The 17,741-nt window shown below is 39.9% G+C and carries 15 protein-coding genes; 4 read left to right on the top strand and 11 right to left on the bottom strand.

The window, feature by feature from the left end:
• Positions 1-128: 128 nt before the first annotated feature.
• The 5 genes from NML75_RS05095 to rpsO all read right to left on the bottom strand — a co-directional run bounded on the left by NML75_RS05095 (position 129) and on the right by rpsO (position 4,384).
• Positions 129-824, bottom strand: a complete 696-nt coding sequence (locus tag NML75_RS05095) for an alpha/beta hydrolase-fold protein (RefSeq protein ID WP_254804222.1) — start codon at positions 822-824, stop codon at positions 129-131.
• Positions 805-1,815 (bottom strand): ABC transporter substrate-binding protein, encoded by a 1,011-nt coding sequence (locus tag NML75_RS05090; protein WP_254804221.1) that lies wholly within the window; start codon positions 1,813-1,815, stop codon positions 805-807. The genes NML75_RS05095 and NML75_RS05090 overlap by 20 nt, the downstream gene beginning before the upstream one ends.
• Positions 1,816-1,838: 23 nt before the next feature.
• Entirely contained in the window at positions 1,839-2,594 is a 756-nt protein-coding gene (locus tag NML75_RS05085) for an ABC transporter ATP-binding protein (RefSeq protein ID WP_254804220.1), read from the bottom strand.
• 1 nt (position 2,595) lies between these two features.
• On the bottom strand, positions 2,596-3,642 hold the full coding sequence (locus NML75_RS05080) for a FecCD family ABC transporter permease (protein ID WP_254804219.1): 1,047 nt from the start codon (positions 3,640-3,642) through the stop codon (positions 2,596-2,598).
• Positions 3,643-4,114: 472 nt separating this feature from the next.
• Entirely contained in the window at positions 4,115-4,384 is a 270-nt protein-coding gene (gene rpsO, locus NML75_RS05075) for a 30S ribosomal protein S15 (RefSeq protein WP_001018251.1), read from the bottom strand.
• Between the two features lie 206 nt (positions 4,385-4,590).
• Here rpsO and NML75_RS05070 point away from each other — a divergent pair, with 206 nt between their 5' ends.
• Together NML75_RS05070 and thrS are read left to right on the top strand one after the other, a co-directional pair.
• Entirely contained in the window at positions 4,591-4,962 is a 372-nt protein-coding gene (locus NML75_RS05070) for a hypothetical protein (RefSeq protein WP_225750118.1), read from the top strand.
• A 318-nt stretch (positions 4,963-5,280) separates the two neighbouring features.
• The gene (thrS, locus tag NML75_RS05065) at positions 5,281-7,224 is read left to right on the top strand and encodes a threonine--tRNA ligase (RefSeq protein ID WP_254804218.1); all 1,944 of its coding nucleotides are present in this window, start codon (positions 5,281-5,283) and stop codon (positions 7,222-7,224) included.
• 211 nt (positions 7,225-7,435) lie between these two features.
• On the opposite strand, the gene NML75_RS05060 is transcribed toward thrS, so the two are convergent.
• The 5 genes from NML75_RS05060 to NML75_RS05040 all read right to left on the bottom strand — a co-directional run bounded on the left by NML75_RS05060 (position 7,436) and on the right by NML75_RS05040 (position 13,785).
• A complete protein-coding gene (locus tag NML75_RS05060) occupies positions 7,436-8,485 on the bottom strand; it encodes a DUF389 domain-containing protein (protein WP_254804217.1) in 1,050 nt (349 codons plus the stop codon).
• 576 nt (positions 8,486-9,061) lie between these two features.
• On the bottom strand, positions 9,062-11,053 hold the full coding sequence (locus NML75_RS05055; protein WP_074324266.1) for an ABC transporter permease: 1,992 nt from the start codon (positions 11,051-11,053) through the stop codon (positions 9,062-9,064).
• A 1-nt stretch (position 11,054) separates the two neighbouring features.
• Entirely contained in the window at positions 11,055-11,813 is a 759-nt protein-coding gene (locus NML75_RS05050) for an ABC transporter ATP-binding protein (RefSeq protein WP_254804216.1), read from the bottom strand.
• Positions 11,814-12,140: 327 nt separating this feature from the next.
• The gene (locus NML75_RS05045; RefSeq protein WP_254804215.1) at positions 12,141-13,115 is read right to left on the bottom strand and encodes a sensor histidine kinase; all 975 of its coding nucleotides are present in this window, start codon (positions 13,113-13,115) and stop codon (positions 12,141-12,143) included.
• Positions 13,108-13,785, bottom strand: a complete 678-nt coding sequence (locus NML75_RS05040) for a response regulator transcription factor (RefSeq protein WP_000548968.1) — start codon at positions 13,783-13,785, stop codon at positions 13,108-13,110. Before NML75_RS05040 ends, NML75_RS05045 begins: the two co-directional genes overlap by 8 nt.
• 95 nt (positions 13,786-13,880) lie before the next feature.
• Between NML75_RS05040 and NML75_RS05035 the strand changes: the two genes are divergently transcribed.
• Both NML75_RS05035 and NML75_RS05030 read left to right on the top strand, forming a co-directional pair.
• The gene (locus NML75_RS05035; RefSeq protein WP_036757350.1) at positions 13,881-14,957 is read left to right on the top strand and encodes a DUF2974 domain-containing protein; all 1,077 of its coding nucleotides are present in this window, start codon (positions 13,881-13,883) and stop codon (positions 14,955-14,957) included.
• Positions 14,958-15,061: 104 nt separating this feature from the next.
• A complete protein-coding gene (locus tag NML75_RS05030) occupies positions 15,062-15,691 on the top strand; it encodes an MBL fold metallo-hydrolase (protein ID WP_254804214.1) in 630 nt (209 codons plus the stop codon).
• Positions 15,692-15,729: 38 nt separating this feature from the next.
• Here the strand turns inward: NML75_RS05030 and NML75_RS05025 are convergent, their stop codons facing one another.
• Complete coding sequence (locus NML75_RS05025) at positions 15,730-17,622, bottom strand: M13 family metallopeptidase (protein ID WP_254804213.1); 1,893 nt, start codon at positions 17,620-17,622, stop codon at positions 15,730-15,732.
• Positions 17,623-17,741: the final 119 nt, after the last annotated feature.

The following is a 17,741-nucleotide window of genomic DNA, read 5'->3' as shown; positions in this document are numbered from 1 at the left end:
CTCATTATACCATAATTTAGTCTATTACAGGGGATGGATTTCCGTCAAGAATAATACCATGAACATTTTAACAACCAAGCATACATAAGAAACACTCCTAGTTACGATGAACAAGGAGTGTTATAGGATTAATTGAGTTTCCATTCGTCTCTCAGCCAATCACAAAAATAGTGGTAACGTTCCTTAAGAGCTTCATGATGCCCATAAGCATCAAATGTGCAATAAGTCGAAGGGATTTTCTCTGAAATCAGATCATGTAGATCTCTGGCATAAATAGGAGCCTGAGACAGACGATTGGAATGATTGGCACCTTCTGTCTGACCATTTTGCAAATAAATCAGGCTTTGATTCTGTATCAAGTCATGTTCCCCACAATATTCTGTAAATTCAGGATACCAGAAGGAACCACAGATAGAAAAGATACAGGTCGCAGGAAGATAACTACTATAGAGACTATAGACGGCAGCAAGACCACCCAGTGAATAGCCACCATAAGCAATTCTACTTTCATCAATCAAGTAGTCCTTTTGAAGAGTTGTTAGAATCCCTTGAAATAGCTTCTGATGGTATTGGTCTACCTTCCCACCAAAGTCTGGTGCCCCTTCTTTCAAAGCATCAGACTGCCAAGGTGTAAAGTCATCTAGACGATTTTCTGGAATCAAACCCACCAAAATCACTGATTGGGATAGATCTGACAAATAGTCCAATTGTCCATCATTTAAAAGAATCATTGGGTAGGCTTGTTGGGGATCATAGTTTGAAGGAAGACTGACCCTAACTCGAATCCCTTCCCAGTTAAACTCCTTATTTCTTGATAAAGTCATTGATTTTTTCAAGGGAATCAATCACTGCAGGACCGTAATCCATCAACTCATCGTAAGAGATAGTCATGATTTTTTTATTTTTGATTGCTGGTACATTTTCCAAAACAGCATTTGCCTTCATCAAATCCACTGCTTTTTCATCTAACTTTTGATTACGATCGCTGGTTACATAGATAATCAACTCTGGATCCATAGATACTAGATTTTCCAGGGTCAATCCAGAAGTTCCTGTTGCAACATTGGTATAACCAAGTTGGTTAAGCAAGCTTTCCTGAAGGGCTGACTTGTAGGCACCAAAGGTTTCGTCATTGTAGGCCACCATAATCAGAGCTTTTTTCTTTTCAACCTGTGTTTCTGGGTTTGCTTTTTTAACCACATCGATTTTAGCTTGTAATTGTTCTGCGTATTGATTCGCCTTGTCTTGGACATTGAAAATGGTACCAAGATTCTTCACATCTTCTACGATATTTCCTAAATCTTGTTGGATAGTTGAAAGTGAAGCTTTTTGCGTATAAACAGGGATTTTGTTTTCATTCCAAGCACTAATGGTTCCCATTGACTTTTCAGAAAACATCATGTTACGTCCCATCAAGGCATCTGGTTCATAAGAAAGAACTGTTTCTTGTGAGACAGATTTTTTATCACCAATGTGAGGGATGGCTTCAATAGCATCCTTGTATTTACCAGTTACAGCATTATCAGGATTGAGCATGCCAGCAATTTTATCTTGCAAACCGAGTTCAAGTAGGATTTCAGTTGTTGAGAGGTTATTGGTGATGACCTTTTCAGGTGCCTTTTCAAAGACTTGTTCGACTTCGTTTCCTTTAGCATCATAAGTTTTGATAGTCACAGGATAGCTGGTTTCTGTATTAGCTTTTTGACTAGCTTCTGTTGTAGCCGGTGCCGTTGCTGTTTCTTTAGATGCGTTACCACAAGCTGCCAAAGATAAGGTAGCTACTGTTACAAGTAAAATACTAAGTGTTTTTTTCATGTTTTTATTTTCCTTTTTAATTTTTATAAATAGTGAATCATGGCTTGCTGATCTTCTGTCCAAGTTACCTTACTTTGAACGCCATAGACAGTCTGCAATGACTCGGGTGTGATGGTTTCTTTTGGAGTACCTTGGTAAACAATCTCCCCTTCTTTCATTAGATAGAGATAGTCTGAATAGCGACAAGCCAGCTGAATATCATGCAAGACAGCTAGCACATTGATCTGAAGATTTTTGACAATGGTCAATAAGTCTAGCTGATACTTGATATCCAAATGATTGGTCGGTTCATCTAAGAGCAAGAGGGTCGGCTCTTGGGCCAAGGCGCGTGCTAACAGAACCCGTTGCTTCTCTCCTCCTGACAAAGAAGAGTAGAGTCGATTTCTCTTTTCGAACATGTCTACTTTGACCAGCGCATCCTCAACCAAAGCAAAATCTCTGTCTTTTTCTTTTTGTAAGAAGGAGAGATGGGGTGTTCTACCCAACATGACAATCTCCTCAACCGTACAATCAAACTGAAGTTGATTAAACTGCGTGATGACTGCCATCTGCTTTGCCGTTTCTTTGACGCTCATTTGGTCTAGTGGCTTCCCATCTAAAGAAATCAAGCCCTGATTCGGCTTTTCCTGTCGATAGAAGAGTTTCAGCAAGCTGGTCTTTCCACTTCCATTTGGTCCCAAAATAGTATGAAATTGGTTTCCCTCAAGTTTAAGTGAGACTCCTTTGAGAATCTTTTTTTCTCCGATTCCAAAGTGAATATCCTGGCACATTAAGTCCATATCAGACTCTCACCTCCCTTCCTCTACTTGCAACCATGTAGATAAAGAAAGGTGCACCTACTAGGGCCGTGAAAATTCCAATCGGTAGCTCAGCATTTTGAATCAAAACGCGAGCAAAGACATCTGCCCAGACGACAAAGAGGGCGCCTAGTAAGGTTGCTATCGGAAAAAGTCTTCTGTAGTTTGTACCTACCAAACTTCTCGCCAAATGCGGTGTAATCAAACCGACAAAACCGATAATCCCACAGGTTGATACTAAAACTGCAGTCATCACCGCAACAATAGTTACATAGAGATACCAGTAAAAACGTAGGGGAATCCCTAAAGTCAAGGCTGCCTCATCTCCCATCATCATGGCATTAAAAACACGGTATTGAGTAGAGAAAAATAAAAAGGCTATTCCCACAACTACTGTTGGGAGAGTTAAGTGAGCCCAGGATGTCCCTGCTAAAGAACCCATGGTCCAAAACTTGATGGTCATAACGCTATCAGCATTGGCCCCAATAGAGATAATAAAGTTTGAAAAAGCCAAAAATAGTGCATTGACAACCGTCCCTGATAAAATGAGGCTAGAAGTTGTCATCCTGCCCTGCATAGACGCAATGAGAAGAACTGCAACTGTTGCTAAAATCGCTCCTAGGAAAGAACCTAGACCAATCATAACTTTAAATCCAAGAATAATACTCAAAGTTGCTCCAAAGGTTGCCCCGGCTGAAATTCCTAATACATAGGGCTCTGCTATTGGATTGTTGACCGTTGACTGCATGACACTACCACACATGGAAAGGCCTGCACCCACAATCAAAGCAAGAAAAACCCGTGGTAATCTCATATTCCAAACAATAGCAAGCGTAGACTTTGAAATGTCTCCTATCTCAAAAGGAGCCCCTAACTGACTCAAAATTATCCGATAGGTATCACTCAAACTAATTTGAACAGAACCCATAGAAACTGCCAGAAACAGAGAGATTCCCAATGCTCCTAACAGGATAGCTAGTAAAAAACAATATCTCAGGTTTTGATGGCTTCCAGAAAATTTGGAAAGCATGAAACCCTCCTTTAACAAAAATTAAAAATTTAGACAATTTTCATAATTAGTATACCACATTTCTAAATCAGGGACAAGACTAGAAAAATGCACACAAAAAAGCCCTCTGAAGTCAGAGAGCTGATTTGAGCTCGGGCTAAAATCCTAGTGAAAAAGATGAAACTCCTTGTGTTCATCGAACACTGTGTCCTTTCCCTATTTTCATACGGATTTTTATCGCTCTTAGCATCATGATTCTTGCTGGATAAAACGTTTATAGACTAGACGGCAAGCCGAAGATTATACTTGAGTATATCGAGGTAAGGTGACAAAAATAAAAAGCTACTCAACTAGAGTAGCCTTATTTCAAGATGTGCTCAATTGAACACGGCCTAAGCACTTGGCAAAAAAGATAAAATCTCCTAGAAACTGAAGTTTCTTCGTCAATTTTCCTATTTTTGCTGTGTGCTTTTGACGTCCTTTGTATCTTGAATTAGCGACGAAGTCCTAGAGAGTTGATCAACTCACGGTAACGGTTAACGTCGTTTTTACGCAAGTATGCAAGCAAGTTACGACGGCGACCGATTTTCTTCATCAATCCACGGTAAGTAGCGTGGTCTTTTTTGTGTTGTTTGATGTGTTCGTTAAGGTGGTTGATTTCCCAAGTAAGGACAGCAACTTGAACCTCTACTGAACCTGTATCACCTTCGTGACGTGCATATTGTGCAATGATTTCATTTTTTTTCTCTTTTGAGATTGCCATGATGTTTCTCCTTTTTATTTGGCTTCATCCGAGTGACAGGTTGGCATGCCTGTAACCAAGAAGAAGTTATTTGTCTTTACGACATTTCTTATTCTACCAATAACTAAGTTCTTTGTCAACTGATTTACTATCCATACCTCAAATGTGCTATAATAGTTATAGGAAGGATATCTAAGTAGACAGCTTGAAAAGAGAGGTGATTGACCATGCGTAAATTCTTCAAATATCTCCCCTACTATTTGGTCGTATTTTTCTTTTATTGTCCACTTTATGGATTATTTATACTACTATTACAGAATCCAAAACTAACGGAGCTCTATCTTTTAAATATATTCATCATTTCGCCTGTTGTAGTTTTTATAGTCTCTCTTCTTTATAGCTACCGATTTGGTTTTTCACTTCATTGGCTTTTAGGTAGTTGCTTACTCTATGGATTTACTATCATTCCTTTCAGAGAATTTATCATTGTTTATTTCCTAGCCTATGAAATTCTTATTCTACTAGGTACAGTTATTGGTGCCACTATCAAGTATCTGGTTCAAAAACTGAAAAACAAAAAACTTTCACAAAATCCTTGAAAAATCTCGCAATCATGCTATAATAATGCATAGAGACAAGTCACTTAGAACCTTTCTACCAGAGAGTGCGTGGTTGCTGAGAACGCATAGGAAATCTAAACTGATACTACTCTACTAACTTTTATGCAAACATAAAACGGTGGCCACGTTAGAGCCAATCAGAGGTGTCCCTCTTTTTTGAGGAACATAAATGAAGGTGGAACCACGTTGCGACGTCCTTTTTAGGATGTCGCTTTTTGTTTTTCTTGATTTAAGACTGCAAAATAGGGAAACACTTCTGTTATAGAAATAATGGATAACTAATATAAGGAGAAAAACATGATTCAAATTACTTTCCCAGATGGCGCTGTTCGTGAATTCGAATCTGGCGTTACAACTTTTGAAATTGCTCAATCCATCAGCAATTCCCTAGCTAAAAAAGCTCTTGCTGGTAAATTCAACGGCAAACTCATCGACACTACTCGTGCGATCACTGAAGATGGAAGCATCGAAATCGTGACACCTGATCACGAAGATGCTCTTGACATCTTGCGTCACTCAGCTGCACACTTGTTTGCACAAGCCGCTCGTCGCCTTTTCCCAGACATTCACTTGGGTGTTGGTCCAGCTATCGAAGATGGTTTCTACTACGATACAGACAACCAAGCTGGTCAAATCTCTAACGAAGATCTTCCTCGTATCGAAGAAGAAATGAAGAAAATTGTGAAAGAAAACTTCCCATCTATTCGTGAAGAAGTGACTAAGGATGAAGCGCGTGAAATCTTTAAGAATGATCCATACAAATTGGAATTGATCGAAGAGCACTCAGAAGATGAAGGTGGTTTGACCATCTACCGTCAAGGTGAATATGTTGACCTTTGTCGTGGACCTCACGTCCCATCAACTGGTCGTATCCAAATCTTCCACCTTCTCAACGTAGCTGGTGCTTACTGGCGTGGAAACAGCGACAACGCCATGATGCAACGAATCTACGGTACTTCCTGGTTTGACAAGAAAGACTTGAAGAACTACCTTCAAATGCGTGAAGAAGCCAAAGAACGTGACCACCGTAAACTTGGTAAAGAGTTGGATCTCTTTATGATTTCTCAAGAAGTTGGTCAAGGGCTTCCATTCTGGTTGCCAAATGGTGCCACTATCCGTCGTGAATTGGAACGCTACATCGTCGACAAGGAAATCGCTGCTGGTTACCAACACGTCTACACTCCACCAATTGCCTCAGTAGAACTTTACAAGACTTCTGGTCACTGGGATCACTACCGTGAAGATATGTTCCCAACTATGGATATGGGTGATGGGGAAGAATTCGTTCTTCGTCCAATGAACTGTCCTCACCACATCCAAGTCTTTAAACACCACGTTCACTCTTACCGTGAATTGCCAATCCGTATTGCTGAAATCGGTATGATGCACCGCTATGAAAAATCTGGTGCTCTCACAGGGCTTCAACGTGTACGTGAAATGTCACTTAATGATGGCCATACTTTCGTAACACCTGAACAAATCAAAGATGAGTTCCAACGTACGCTTCAATTGATTATCGATGTTTACGAAGATTTCAACTTGACTGACTATCGTTTCCGTTTGTCATACCGCGACCCTAAAGATACTCACAAATATTTTGATAATGATGAAATGTGGGAAAATGCTCAACGTATGTTGAAATCAGCTATGGATGACATGGGACTTGAATACTTTGAAGCTGAAGGTGAAGCTGCCTTCTACGGACCAAAATTGGATATCCAAGTCAAGACAGCTCTCGGTAAAGAAGAAACTCTTTCTACAATCCAGCTTGACTTCTTGCTCCCAGAACGCTTCGACCTTAAATATATCGGAGCTGATGGTGAAGAGCATCGTCCAGTTATGATCCACCGCGGGGTTATCTCAACCATGGAACGCTTCACAGCGATCTTGATTGAGAACTACAAGGGTGCCTTCCCAACATGGCTTGCGCCACACCAAGTAACCCTCATCCCAGTATCTAACGAAAAACACGTGGACTACGCTTGGGAAGTAGCTAAGAAACTTCGTGATCGTGGTGTCCGTGCTGATGTGGATGAACGTAATGAAAAAATGCAATTCAAGATCCGTGCATCACAAACTAGCAAGATTCCTTACCAATTGATCGTTGGTGACAAGGAAATGGAAGATGGAACTGTCAACGTTCGTCGCTATGGACAAAAAGAAACAAACACTGTATCAGTAGATGAATTTGTAGCAACTATCCTAGCTGATATCGCTAACAAATCTCGTGTTGAGAAATAAAACGATCACAGTCTGAGAAACATTTTTCAGTAAGAAAAAGCAACAACTATTTCAGTTGTTGCTTTTTATATTTTATTTAACCTGAGCTAGTAGTGATTGGTCAAACCACCACAAATGATATTCTCATCAACAATCCTTTCTATCCATTAACTTTTGGATATAGGATATCCTCCCAAGATTTGCTTCCATGAGTTAGATAAGTTGACTATCCTTAGTCCTTGTCTGCCTCAATTTCTTTTACGATGTCATCTTGTGAATCTTTTTCAGAGAGTTTTTGATCGATATACTTGTCAATGTTTTCGTAAAATTCCTTAATCGTCTCACTATCTAATTTTGCCGAATTATGGAATTGCTTGACTTTCAATTGAACAGATTGAATACCGTAAGAGGCTTGTTTTTGGCGAATGGTTTCTAATTCTTCTTCTGAAATCGAATCTCCAACAACCGTCAAGACCAATTCATTATTACTTGACTTGTAGACTTGATTAATGACCGTATGATTGGCGAACACATTTTCTACAAACTGTTTGATCCCTTCTTTTCGCGCTTGATCCATCGTCAGAGTGACTGCTGAATAGCTGGCTGGAAGGATCAATAATACAATCAAGGATATCAACCCAATTTTCATTTTAATGCTTAGCTCATTAAATGAACTTAAGGGAGATTTTCTCATAAAAATTCTTGTTCCAACAATGTTGATTAGCATGATAAAGACACAGTTGATCAAGAAAAGATAAAGGGCCCCGAATAAAAATCGTACATTTCCATTAGCTAAACCATAGCCTGCAGTGCAGATAGGTGGCATCAGAGCTGTTGCGATGGCTACTCCTGGTACGATATTGTTTGCTTCTTTTTTCCTTGAACCAATGAAACCTGCTATCCCACCAGCAATAGCAATGAGAACATCCCAAATGGTTGGAGAGGTTCGTGCAATCAACTCGCTACTTGCATAAGATAAGGGAGACATCCAGAAATACAAAGTCGAGACAAGCAAACTGACCAATACTTGAGTCAATAAAACCTCTAGAGATTGCTTGATTAAACGTGTATCAAAAATAGCTAAACCGAATCCCAGTCCAACAATCGGTGTCATAAGAGGGGAAATCAGCATGGCTCCAATAACGACTGCTGTTGAATTCATATTTAGACCTATAGAGGCAATAAAAATCGAACACATCAAAATCAGTGTATCTCTTAATCGAACATGAAGGTCATCATATAGTTTCTCGCGGAATTCACGTGTTGAATAGTTTCCGGACATTGGTTACTCCTTTTATTTCATATAATCTTGTTTCAGCATGGATGATGGTAGAGAGAGTTCTATCTAAACTGACATATTTTTAATTCTTACCTATAATTCTTTTGAACATTATCTTTTAAATATCCATCAGTCCATCCTACATATTATATCAAAAATTTTACATTCTTTCTCTGAGCAAATCAATTAATTTAAAAGATAGAGAAAGGAAGAAATTTTTGTATCCTTATCCGAAGAAGAAAAACGATATATCCTCTGAAAGTAGATACTGTTTTAATGTTTAAACATGATGAGTTTGTAGCAGCAATCCTAGCTGATATCGCCAACAAATCACGTGTTGTGAAATAAGAGATAAAACCTTGTACAAAATCCCAGCTCTAAAAAAGAGGCTGGGACAAAAGTCCTAGCCTCTCAATTGTCTTTGGATTGACGAGCAAGACGCAGTGGTTGAGTGGGCTCTACTACGCTGATTTCATCAGCTTTTACAGCCCTACTCAACTGTGCGGAGATGGGACGACGAAATCGAATTCTAACGAATTAACGATTTCTGTCCCACTCTCTTTTTTGATGTTTCTGTTTTTACATTTGAACAATTCTACGATAACTTCTTGAAGTAATTATAAAGATTAGTACGTAGATAAGGGCAAAGATACCACAAATAGAAAGGGTTACACTTAACATCATGGCTGAATCAACAACACCAACGACCTTGAGAATCAGGCTCAACATGTGATAAGCAAAAGCCAGATGAAGAAAGGCAAAGGCCAGAGGTAGGAAGAAAACAGTCAAGACTTGTTTATTAATGGTTTGTTTGATTTGTTTTTGATCCAAACCAACCTTTTGCAGAATGACAAAACGTTCACGGTCTTCATAACCTTCTGAAATTTGTTTATAGTAGATAACGAGTACAGTACCTACCATAAAGATGATAGAGAGAAAAATACCGATAAAGAGGACTCCACCAAAGAGAGCGTTCATTTCGACAGTTGACTCACTCGCGATGTTTGCACCGTAAACCATACCATTCTCGTTCTTGAGATTGTGACTAAAATTGTTCACATACGCATCAAAATCATCAGATAGCTTTAACTGTTCCTCTGGACTAGCTGTTACATCCATACCACCGTAGAGCTGAGTGTAGATTGCAGAATCCTGGTATTTATCTAAAAAGTCCTGTAAATTTGAAACAACAAGGTAGTTATAATCTGAGATCAAAAGTACATACTGGTTAGCAACATGGTCTCTGAGGAAATCTTGCTGGATTGCTTCCTTGATCGTATAGTTCTGATTGTTAAGACTGAATGCTTTTTGACCTTTAAGCCCATCGTTCTTTGCGAATAGTCCCACCTCATTATTCGTAAGGTTCAGCTTTTGTCCAGTCATTTTTTCATAATCCTTTTGATCAAAGACTAGGAAAACTGTCTTGGGCATAACACTATTTTGCCCTTTTTCAAAGGTGGTTAATTTGGTTCCGTCTTGACTAGAAAGACCGAAACTTGCATAACTGAGAACATCCTTATTACTAATCGTTAAGTTCTTGTCACTTGCATACTGAGTCAAAAGTTGGTCTAAATCCTCAACTTCTACATTTTGTCCTGAAATTGACATATCGTGAGGATAGAGAAGTTTTTTAATATTTTCAGAACCATTGTAGATACTAGTTGCTGCTGACATGGTGACCAAAACCATGGTGGAAAGGATGGCAATGGTTGCTAATCCGACAGCATTTTTCTTCATACGGAAGATGAGGTTAGAAACAGAGATGAGGTTATTTGGTTGGTAGTAATATCTCTTGTTTTTCTTGAGCATTTTCAAGAAAACTGTAATCCCAGCATTGAACAAGAGATAGGTTCCTAAAATGACGAGTAATACAGCTAAAAAGAAGGTAGAAATAGCTAATAGAGCATTTGTTACGCTTTGAGCTAGATAGTAGCCACCCCCAAGAGCCATTAGCCCTACAAGTGTTTGAAGAACTAGGAAACGCCCCTTCTTCTCACCCTTCGCTTTTTCTCTAGAAAGCTGTAGAGCATCCATACGGATGATACGTATAGCATTTAGGAGGACAATGACTAAAAAGATAAGTCCAAATACCAAAAGAATTGAAAGTACTACGGACCATTGGAAGGTTGCGACTAGATCTACCTTCATCTTTGAAAGTTTGAGCAATAAAGCAAAGATGAGATTGTCAAAGAGGGCACCAATCCCAATCCCAGCAGTGACTGTTACTAGCCCAAAAATCAAGAGTTCCTTAAAGGTCATGCTAATCAAATGACGCTTTTCTAGTCCCAACATGCCATATATACCCAGTTCTTTGGAACGGTTTTTCATGACAAAACTATTGGCATAAAGCACGATAATGGCAGATGCAAGTGTCACTACGATGAGACCTAGTTGTAGGGTAAATTGAATAGAAGATCCACCCCGCATTTCTACCATTTTAGGATTAAAAGTTAATGAATAAAATAGATAGCTGATAGTAACTGCAAGGAGAACTGCTAGTGCAAAAGGATAATAGAGTTTGCGGTTTTTGATTAAGTTGGAGATGGCCAACTTATTGGTTAATCGAAACATACTAGTTCACCTCACTTGCCATAACAGTCAAGGTGTCAGAGATTTCTTGGAACATCTGACGTTCAGTCTTTTCACCACGGTAGATTTGATTGTAGAGGATGCCGTCCTTGATGAAAATGACACGTTTAGCACGGCTGGCTGCAGCTGTTGAGTGGGTTACCATGAGAATGGTTTGCCCTTGCTCGTTGATCTGATCGAAGATATCAAGGAGGGCTGCAGATGACTTAGAATCTAGAGCTCCTGTTGGCTCGTCCGCAAGGAGAATTTCTGGTTCTGTGATGATAGCCCGTGCAACTGCAACCCTTTGTTTTTGCCCTCCAGAAATTTCATAAGGGTACTTCTCCTGCAATTGATTGATGCCAAGATTTTCGGCCGTCACGACCAATTTTTTCATCATTTCTGTAATAGGCTTTCTAGACAATACCAAAGGGAGTAAGATATTGTCTTTAACAGAAAGCGTATCTAACAAATTGAAGTCTTGGAAGACAAAGCCTAACTTTTCACGACGGAAGCTTGATGCTTCAGAATTTTTAATGGTAGCTGTGTCAGTTCCATTTAGGAAGACCTGGCCACGCGTTGGCTTGTCAAGCATGGCGAGAATATTAAGTAGCGTTGATTTCCCGGAACCAGACTCACCCATGATAGCGACGTAGTCGCCTTTTTCAACGGTAAAGTGAATATCTTTCAGGGCTTCTACTTGGTTGCCTTGAAAGCGAGTTTTATAAATCTTTTGAACGTGTTTTACATCTAATAGTGTCATTTTAACTTCTCCTTTTTAATATCCCATTAATTGAAACTGAGCTTGCATCATTTCGATGCCGATTTGAACTCGCTCGATATCCTTTGGACTCGGCTTACTTGTATGTTTCTTTTGTAAAATTGTTTTCATGGTTCCTCTCCTTTTTCTTTATGCTCTAAGTTTACTCCAAAAAAAGATGGCTTGCCATAACATAACCTTACAAAAGAGGCCTTTAATCTTACATTTTTGTAAGATTACATTTTTTATCTAATTGAAGCCTTTTTTCTCACTATATCAAGGTCTAAAGAAGAGCTTGAAAGGTTTCTTCCAAGCTCTTCACAATTCTTTTCATTCAATCAGTAAATTCACTTCAGAGAACTTAATCCTCACAGTTGTTCCTTGCCCAAGTTCGGATTCTATTTGAATCTGATGTCCTAATTCTTGGCTGATTTTCTGGGTTAGATAGAGCCCAAGTCCAGATGACTGCTGGGTCATTCGACCATTATATCCTGAAAAACCACGTTCAAAGACTCGCAACCGATCACTGTTTTTTATACCAATCCCAGTATCTTTGATGCAAAGGTCTGAACCTTCCATGTAGATTTCAACCCCACCTTTATTTGTGTACTTGAGACTATTTGATAGGATTTGTTCAATGACTACCAACAGCCATTTTTTATCTGTCACAATCCTTCTATCCAAGTCATGCAGATCGACACTTAGACCTTTCTGGATAAAGAAAATGGCATATTTGCGAATGACTTCCTTGACCAGATCTTCTATATTTTCTTTCTTCAACACCAAATCATCATGGAAACTTTCTAAGCGTAGATATTGAAGTACGAGATTGGTATATGAATCAATCTTAAAAATTTCCTGCTCCAACTGTTGCTTCAGTTGGCGATCTGCCACCTCACTCACTAGGAGTTTACTAGCTGCAATTGGTGTTTTTATCTGATGAACCCAGAGTGTATAGTAGTCCACCAAATCATTATAGCGGTTTTCAGCATCTGATTTCTTTTGATAGAGTTCAGATTCGCTTTTCTCTAATTTTTCAGTTAGAAGGACTTCCATTGGTGACTTAGCTTTTCTTTCGCCATAGAGCAATTCCTTACGATAACGTTGCAATTCTATCAAGAAATCAAATACCAAAAACAAAAATGTCAAAAATGTAGATAGAAAGAAGAAATAGTTAAAGTAGGGCCCTTGCTTATCAAACAAGATTTCAAATAGAAAAAGCAAACCTGTTAGCGATAGAATAAAAGCAAAAAAACGGCTACGCGAACGGATATAAGCTAGAAAAAAACTTTTAATATCAAGCATGTTTCAATCCATACCCTATCCCTTTCTTAGTTTCGATAAAACCAATCAAACCTTCTTCCTCCAGTTTCTTACGCAAGCGAGCGACATTAACAGATAAGGTATTGTCGTCGATAAAAAAGTCACTGTTCCAGAGTTCCCGCATCAAGTCGTCACGCGCTACGATATTTCCTGCATGCTCAAATAAAACTCGCAAAATCTGAAATTCATTCTTTGTTAAACTGATAGCTTTGCCATTGACATGCACATCCATAGACTTGGTATTGAGGATAACTCCTGCATATTCTAAAAGACTCTCATCCCTTCCAAACTCATAGGAACGACGCAATAATCCTTGTACCTTGGCTAAAAGGACCTGCTGGTCAAAAGGCTTGGTCACAAAATCGTCTGCTCCCATATTAATAGCCATCACGATGTCCATAGCCTGGTCTCTAGAAGACAGAAACATAATAGGAACTTTGGAAATCTTGCGAATTTCCTGACACCAATGATAACCATTAAAGAGAGGCAATCCAATATCCATCAGGACCAGATGAGGCTCAGACTGAACAAATAGCGTCAGAACTTCCATAAAGTCTTCTACCATGACTACTTCAAAACCCCATTCGGAGAGCATTTTCCCAACTTGCTGACGGATTACTGGATCATCTTCTACTAGTAAAATCTTGTGCATCTGCTCCTCCTTTTTTTATATTATAGCAAAATTCTTCTGACTACTAGCGAAATTGATGCAAATCTGATATGATAAAAGTTAAGAAAGGAATTCTCATGGCCAATATTTTTGACTATCTAACTGATGTTCAATACGATTCTTTTTATGATCTTCCCTTAAATGAACTGGATGTACTTGCTTTGACAGAGCTGACTTATCTTCCTTTTGATAACCTATTGGACCAGCCAGTCAATCGTTTAAGCGATGTCGCAATACGTGTCCCGCGAGAAAGTACCATGTTGACCAATAAAGAACGTCTGCAACTTTTAGACCAGCTTGCCCAACACAAACGTTTTAAAAATTGCAAGCTATCAAACTTTGTTAACGAGATTGACACTGAGCAACAGAAACAGTTCGCTGCTATGACCTATCGTCTGAACCTAGATACTTATCTCATTGTCTTTCGTGGCACAGACGACAGTATTATTGGCTGGAAGGAAGATTTCCATTTGACCTATATGAAGGAAATCCCTGCCCAAAAGCATGCTCTTGAATACTTGGAAGATTTCTTTAAACAATATCCAAAACAAAAAGTACTTCTTGCTGGGCATTCTAAGGGTGGGAATCTAGCCGTCTTTGCTGCTAGTCAAATCCAGCCTGATTTGCAGGAAAAGATATCAGCAGTTTATACCTATGACGCTCCTGGTTTGCAGGCTCATCTGACAGAAACGACTGGTTATCAAGATGCTATCCCTAAATTTCACCGTTATGTCCCACAAGGCTCTGTCATCGGCATGATGCTAGAAGTTCCTGATACTCCTACCATCGTCAAATCTACGGCTCTCGGTGGAATCGCTCAACACAATACCTTTAGCTGGCTAACTGAAGGACAGCACTTTGTCCAACTAGAGGAAATTAGTAGCGAAAGTCTGCAAATTAAAGACGCTCTTAAAGAATGGGTGGACAGTGTGCCCGATGAAGAACTAGAGCTCTATTTTGATCTCTTTTTCGGAACCATCCTAGAATCTGGAATCACTTCCATCAACGATTTATCTTCTAGAAATGCTATTGAACACATTCAACAACTTGTTTCTCAAGCCCAGACACTAGAGCCCGAGCAAGTTGAAATCTTAAAAAACCTGACACAACTCCTACTGGATGCACGCTTCCAAGCCTGGAAAAATCATTTTTAAAAAGTTAAAAGTCCCTTCTTTTATGGAGGGACTTTCTTGTTGATTCCTTATTTTGTGCTTCTGTGTTATACTAGAAACTGTAAATCTTTGAAAGAGGAAATCCTATGAAAATCCATAAAACTGTGAATCCTGTCGCCTATGAAAATACTTATTATCTCGAAGGGGAGCAACACCTGATTGTAGTCGATCCTGGTAGCCATTGGGAGGCCATTCGCAAGACTATCGAAACTATCAATAAACCCATCTGTGCCATTCTTCTGACCCACACTCACTACGACCATATTATGAGTCTTGACTTGGTCAGAGATACTTATGGAAATCCTCCAGTCTATGTGGCAGAAAGTGAAGCTAGCTGGCTCTATACTCCTGTTGACAACCTTTCAGGACTCCCTCGACACGATGATATGGCGGATGTCATCTGCAAACCAGCTGAACACACTTATGTCTTTCATGAAGAATACCAGATTGAGGAATTCCGCTTCACAGCCTTACCAACGCCAGGCCACTCTATCGGTGGAGTTTCATTGGTTTTCCCAGATGGACACTTGGTCTTAACGGGAGATGCCCTTTTCCGAGAAACCATTGGTCGGACAGATTTGCCAACTGGTAGTATGGAACAACTCCTTCATAGTGTCCAAACCCAGCTCTTCACCCTTCCAAACTACGATGTCTATCCAGGACATGGTCCGGCTACGACCATCGCTCACGAAAAAACTTTCAATCCATTTTTCTAAAACATAAAAACCAAGGACAATCATCCTTGGTTTTTTGATTACCAAATAATCACACGGTCTTCTGGTGAACGCCACATTCCGTCGCCTTCTTTGACATCATAGGTCGTAAAGAAGTCATCAAAGTTTGGCACTTGGACGTTAACACGGAGTTTAGCTGGAGCGTGTACGTCGACGCTAGCCATGAGTTTCATCAACTCTGGGCGACCTTTCATACGCCAGATACGTGCAAAGTTATGGAAGAACTCTTCAGCTGAGAAATCTGGCTCTCTCTTAGCAGCTTCTAGCGCTGCAGCGATTCCTCCAAGGTCGGCAACGTTTTCGGACACGGTTAGTTTCCCATTGATTTTTGCACCGTAAGATTCTTGGCCATCAAACTGGTCGATAACCTTCTGTGTTTTTTCTTTAAAGGCTGCATAATCGCTCTCTGTCCACCAGTCCTTGAGGCTACCATTTTCATCAAAGGAAGCTCCATTAGTATCAAAGGCGTGAGAAATTTCATGGGCAATAACCGCACCGATACCACCATAGTTGGCAGAAGATGACTGATGCAAGTCATAGAATGGTGCCTGTAAGATAGCAGCTGGGAAGACAATCAAGTTCTTTTGTGGATTGTAGTAGGCATTGACCATATGAGCAGGCATTCCCCACTCCTTGTAGTCAACCGGCTGATTCCACTTGCTCCAGCTGTGCTTGATTTCCACACGCGCAAAGGCTAGGGCATTCTCAAAGAGGCTAGCAGATTCATCCACTACCTTGTCCTTATAGCGAGCTGGTAGCTCTTCTGGATAACCGATATAAGGTTTGATGACATTAAGTTTGACGATGGCTTTTTCTCGAGTTTCAGGAGTCAGCCAGTCATTTTTAGCCAAACGTTCCTTATAAACGTCAATCATGGTCGCCACTTTTTTCTCTACGTCCGCCTTGGCTTCTGGAGAGAATTTTTCGTGGGCATACCAAAGGCCGAGAGCTTGTTTAAAAGGTCCTTGAGCTAAGTGGTAAGCTGCCTTGCGTTTGTCTTGAGCCTCTGGAACTCCTGAAAGAGCTCGTCCGTAGGCACCTGACAAGATACGAATCTCATCTGTCAGATAACTAGTCGAAAGATTGACCACACTCAAGATCAAGCTTGCCTTGAGTAAAGGCCAAGCTTCCTCACTATAAAATTGCTCTGCTGCTTGCCAGAAACGTTCTTCATCTACGATAACCTTATCTGGAGTTTGTCCAATCACAGCTTGGAAGAAGTCATCGAGAGGTAGGGCAAGCGCAAACTTTTTGAAATCTTCATAAGAATAAGGATGGTAAAGTTTGGCATATTCTGAACTCTCTTCGTTTGAAAGTACAACAGCTGCGATACGGCGGTCCAATTCCAATCGTTTCTCTAAAAGATCTTCGATTTCTTCATCTGAGAAGTTATAGGCTTTGAGGAGATTAGAAGTACTTTCTTTCCAAAGGTTCAATAATTCCTCACGCTGAGGATGGTCTTCCGCATAGTAGGTTGTATCAGGCAAGATAGTTCCTGGAGCACTAGCCCAGAGAACATTGGTTCTAGCATCCATAAAGTCTGGTGATACTCCAAATGGAAGGAAGTTTGGTTTACCAGCTAATTCAAATGCTGCTAGTTTACCTGCGAAATCCGCAAAACTCTCTAAATTCTGGTATTCCTTCAATAAAGGAAGGACTGGCTCAATTCCATCTGCTTCTCGCTTATCGAAATCTCTCACCATGCTGTGGTACTTGACAAAGTTTGCTAAGATGGCATCTTCTGGCACATCTTCTCCTGCCAACCACTTGTCCGTCGTCGTTAGCATCAACTCTTCAATTTCTTCGTCAAGGTCGATAAAACCACCTGTTCTCGATTTATCTGCTGGAATAACAGCAGTCTTTTCCCACTCACCATTTATGGCATCATAAAAATCATCTTGATAACGTGTCATCTTGTTCTCGCTTTCCTAATTTCACTTATTCTTAGCTTAGCAAAAATCCCTGGGGAATGCAATTAAAAATGCCGTCTCCTCCTATTTGATTTCAACATTAATATTTTAAATTTTTATCA

The organism is Streptococcus sp. CF4-3, assembly GCF_024295385.1.
Lineage (GTDB): Bacteria > Bacillota > Bacilli > Lactobacillales > Streptococcaceae > Streptococcus > Streptococcus infantis_I.
Note: the sequence above shows the minus strand (reverse complement) of the source record. Positions and strands in the feature narration are given on the sequence as shown.

Bases quoted from the DNA above. Each gene is read 5' to 3' on its own strand.
- NML75_RS05095 (WP_254804222.1), bottom strand. From the start codon at position 824: ATGACTTTATCAAGAAATAAGGAGTTTAACTGGGAAGGGATTCGAGTT.
- NML75_RS05090 (WP_254804221.1), bottom strand. From the start codon at position 1,815: ATGAAAAAAACACTTAGTATTTTACTTGTAACAGTAGCTACCTTATCT.
- NML75_RS05085 (WP_254804220.1), bottom strand. From the start codon at position 2,594: ATGGACTTAATGTGCCAGGATATTCACTTTGGAATCGGAGAAAAAAAG.
- NML75_RS05080 (WP_254804219.1), bottom strand. From the start codon at position 3,642: ATGCTTTCCAAATTTTCTGGAAGCCATCAAAACCTGAGATATTGTTTT.
- rpsO (WP_001018251.1), bottom strand. From the start codon at position 4,384: ATGGCAATCTCAAAAGAGAAAAAAAATGAAATCATTGCACAATATGCA.
- NML75_RS05070 (WP_225750118.1), top strand. From the start codon at position 4,591: ATGCGTAAATTCTTCAAATATCTCCCCTACTATTTGGTCGTATTTTTC.
- thrS (WP_254804218.1), top strand. From the start codon at position 5,281: ATGATTCAAATTACTTTCCCAGATGGCGCTGTTCGTGAATTCGAATCT.
- NML75_RS05060 (WP_254804217.1), bottom strand. From the start codon at position 8,485: ATGTCCGGAAACTATTCAACACGTGAATTCCGCGAGAAACTATATGAT.
- NML75_RS05055 (WP_074324266.1), bottom strand. From the start codon at position 11,053: ATGTTTCGATTAACCAATAAGTTGGCCATCTCCAACTTAATCAAAAAC.
- NML75_RS05050 (WP_254804216.1), bottom strand. From the start codon at position 11,813: ATGACACTATTAGATGTAAAACACGTTCAAAAGATTTATAAAACTCGC.
- NML75_RS05045 (WP_254804215.1), bottom strand. From the start codon at position 13,115: ATGCTTGATATTAAAAGTTTTTTTCTAGCTTATATCCGTTCGCGTAGC.
- NML75_RS05040 (WP_000548968.1), bottom strand. From the start codon at position 13,785: ATGCACAAGATTTTACTAGTAGAAGATGATCCAGTAATCCGTCAGCAA.
- NML75_RS05035 (WP_036757350.1), top strand. From the start codon at position 13,881: ATGGCCAATATTTTTGACTATCTAACTGATGTTCAATACGATTCTTTT.
- NML75_RS05030 (WP_254804214.1), top strand. From the start codon at position 15,062: ATGAAAATCCATAAAACTGTGAATCCTGTCGCCTATGAAAATACTTAT.
- NML75_RS05025 (WP_254804213.1), bottom strand. From the start codon at position 17,622: ATGACACGTTATCAAGATGATTTTTATGATGCCATAAATGGTGAGTGG.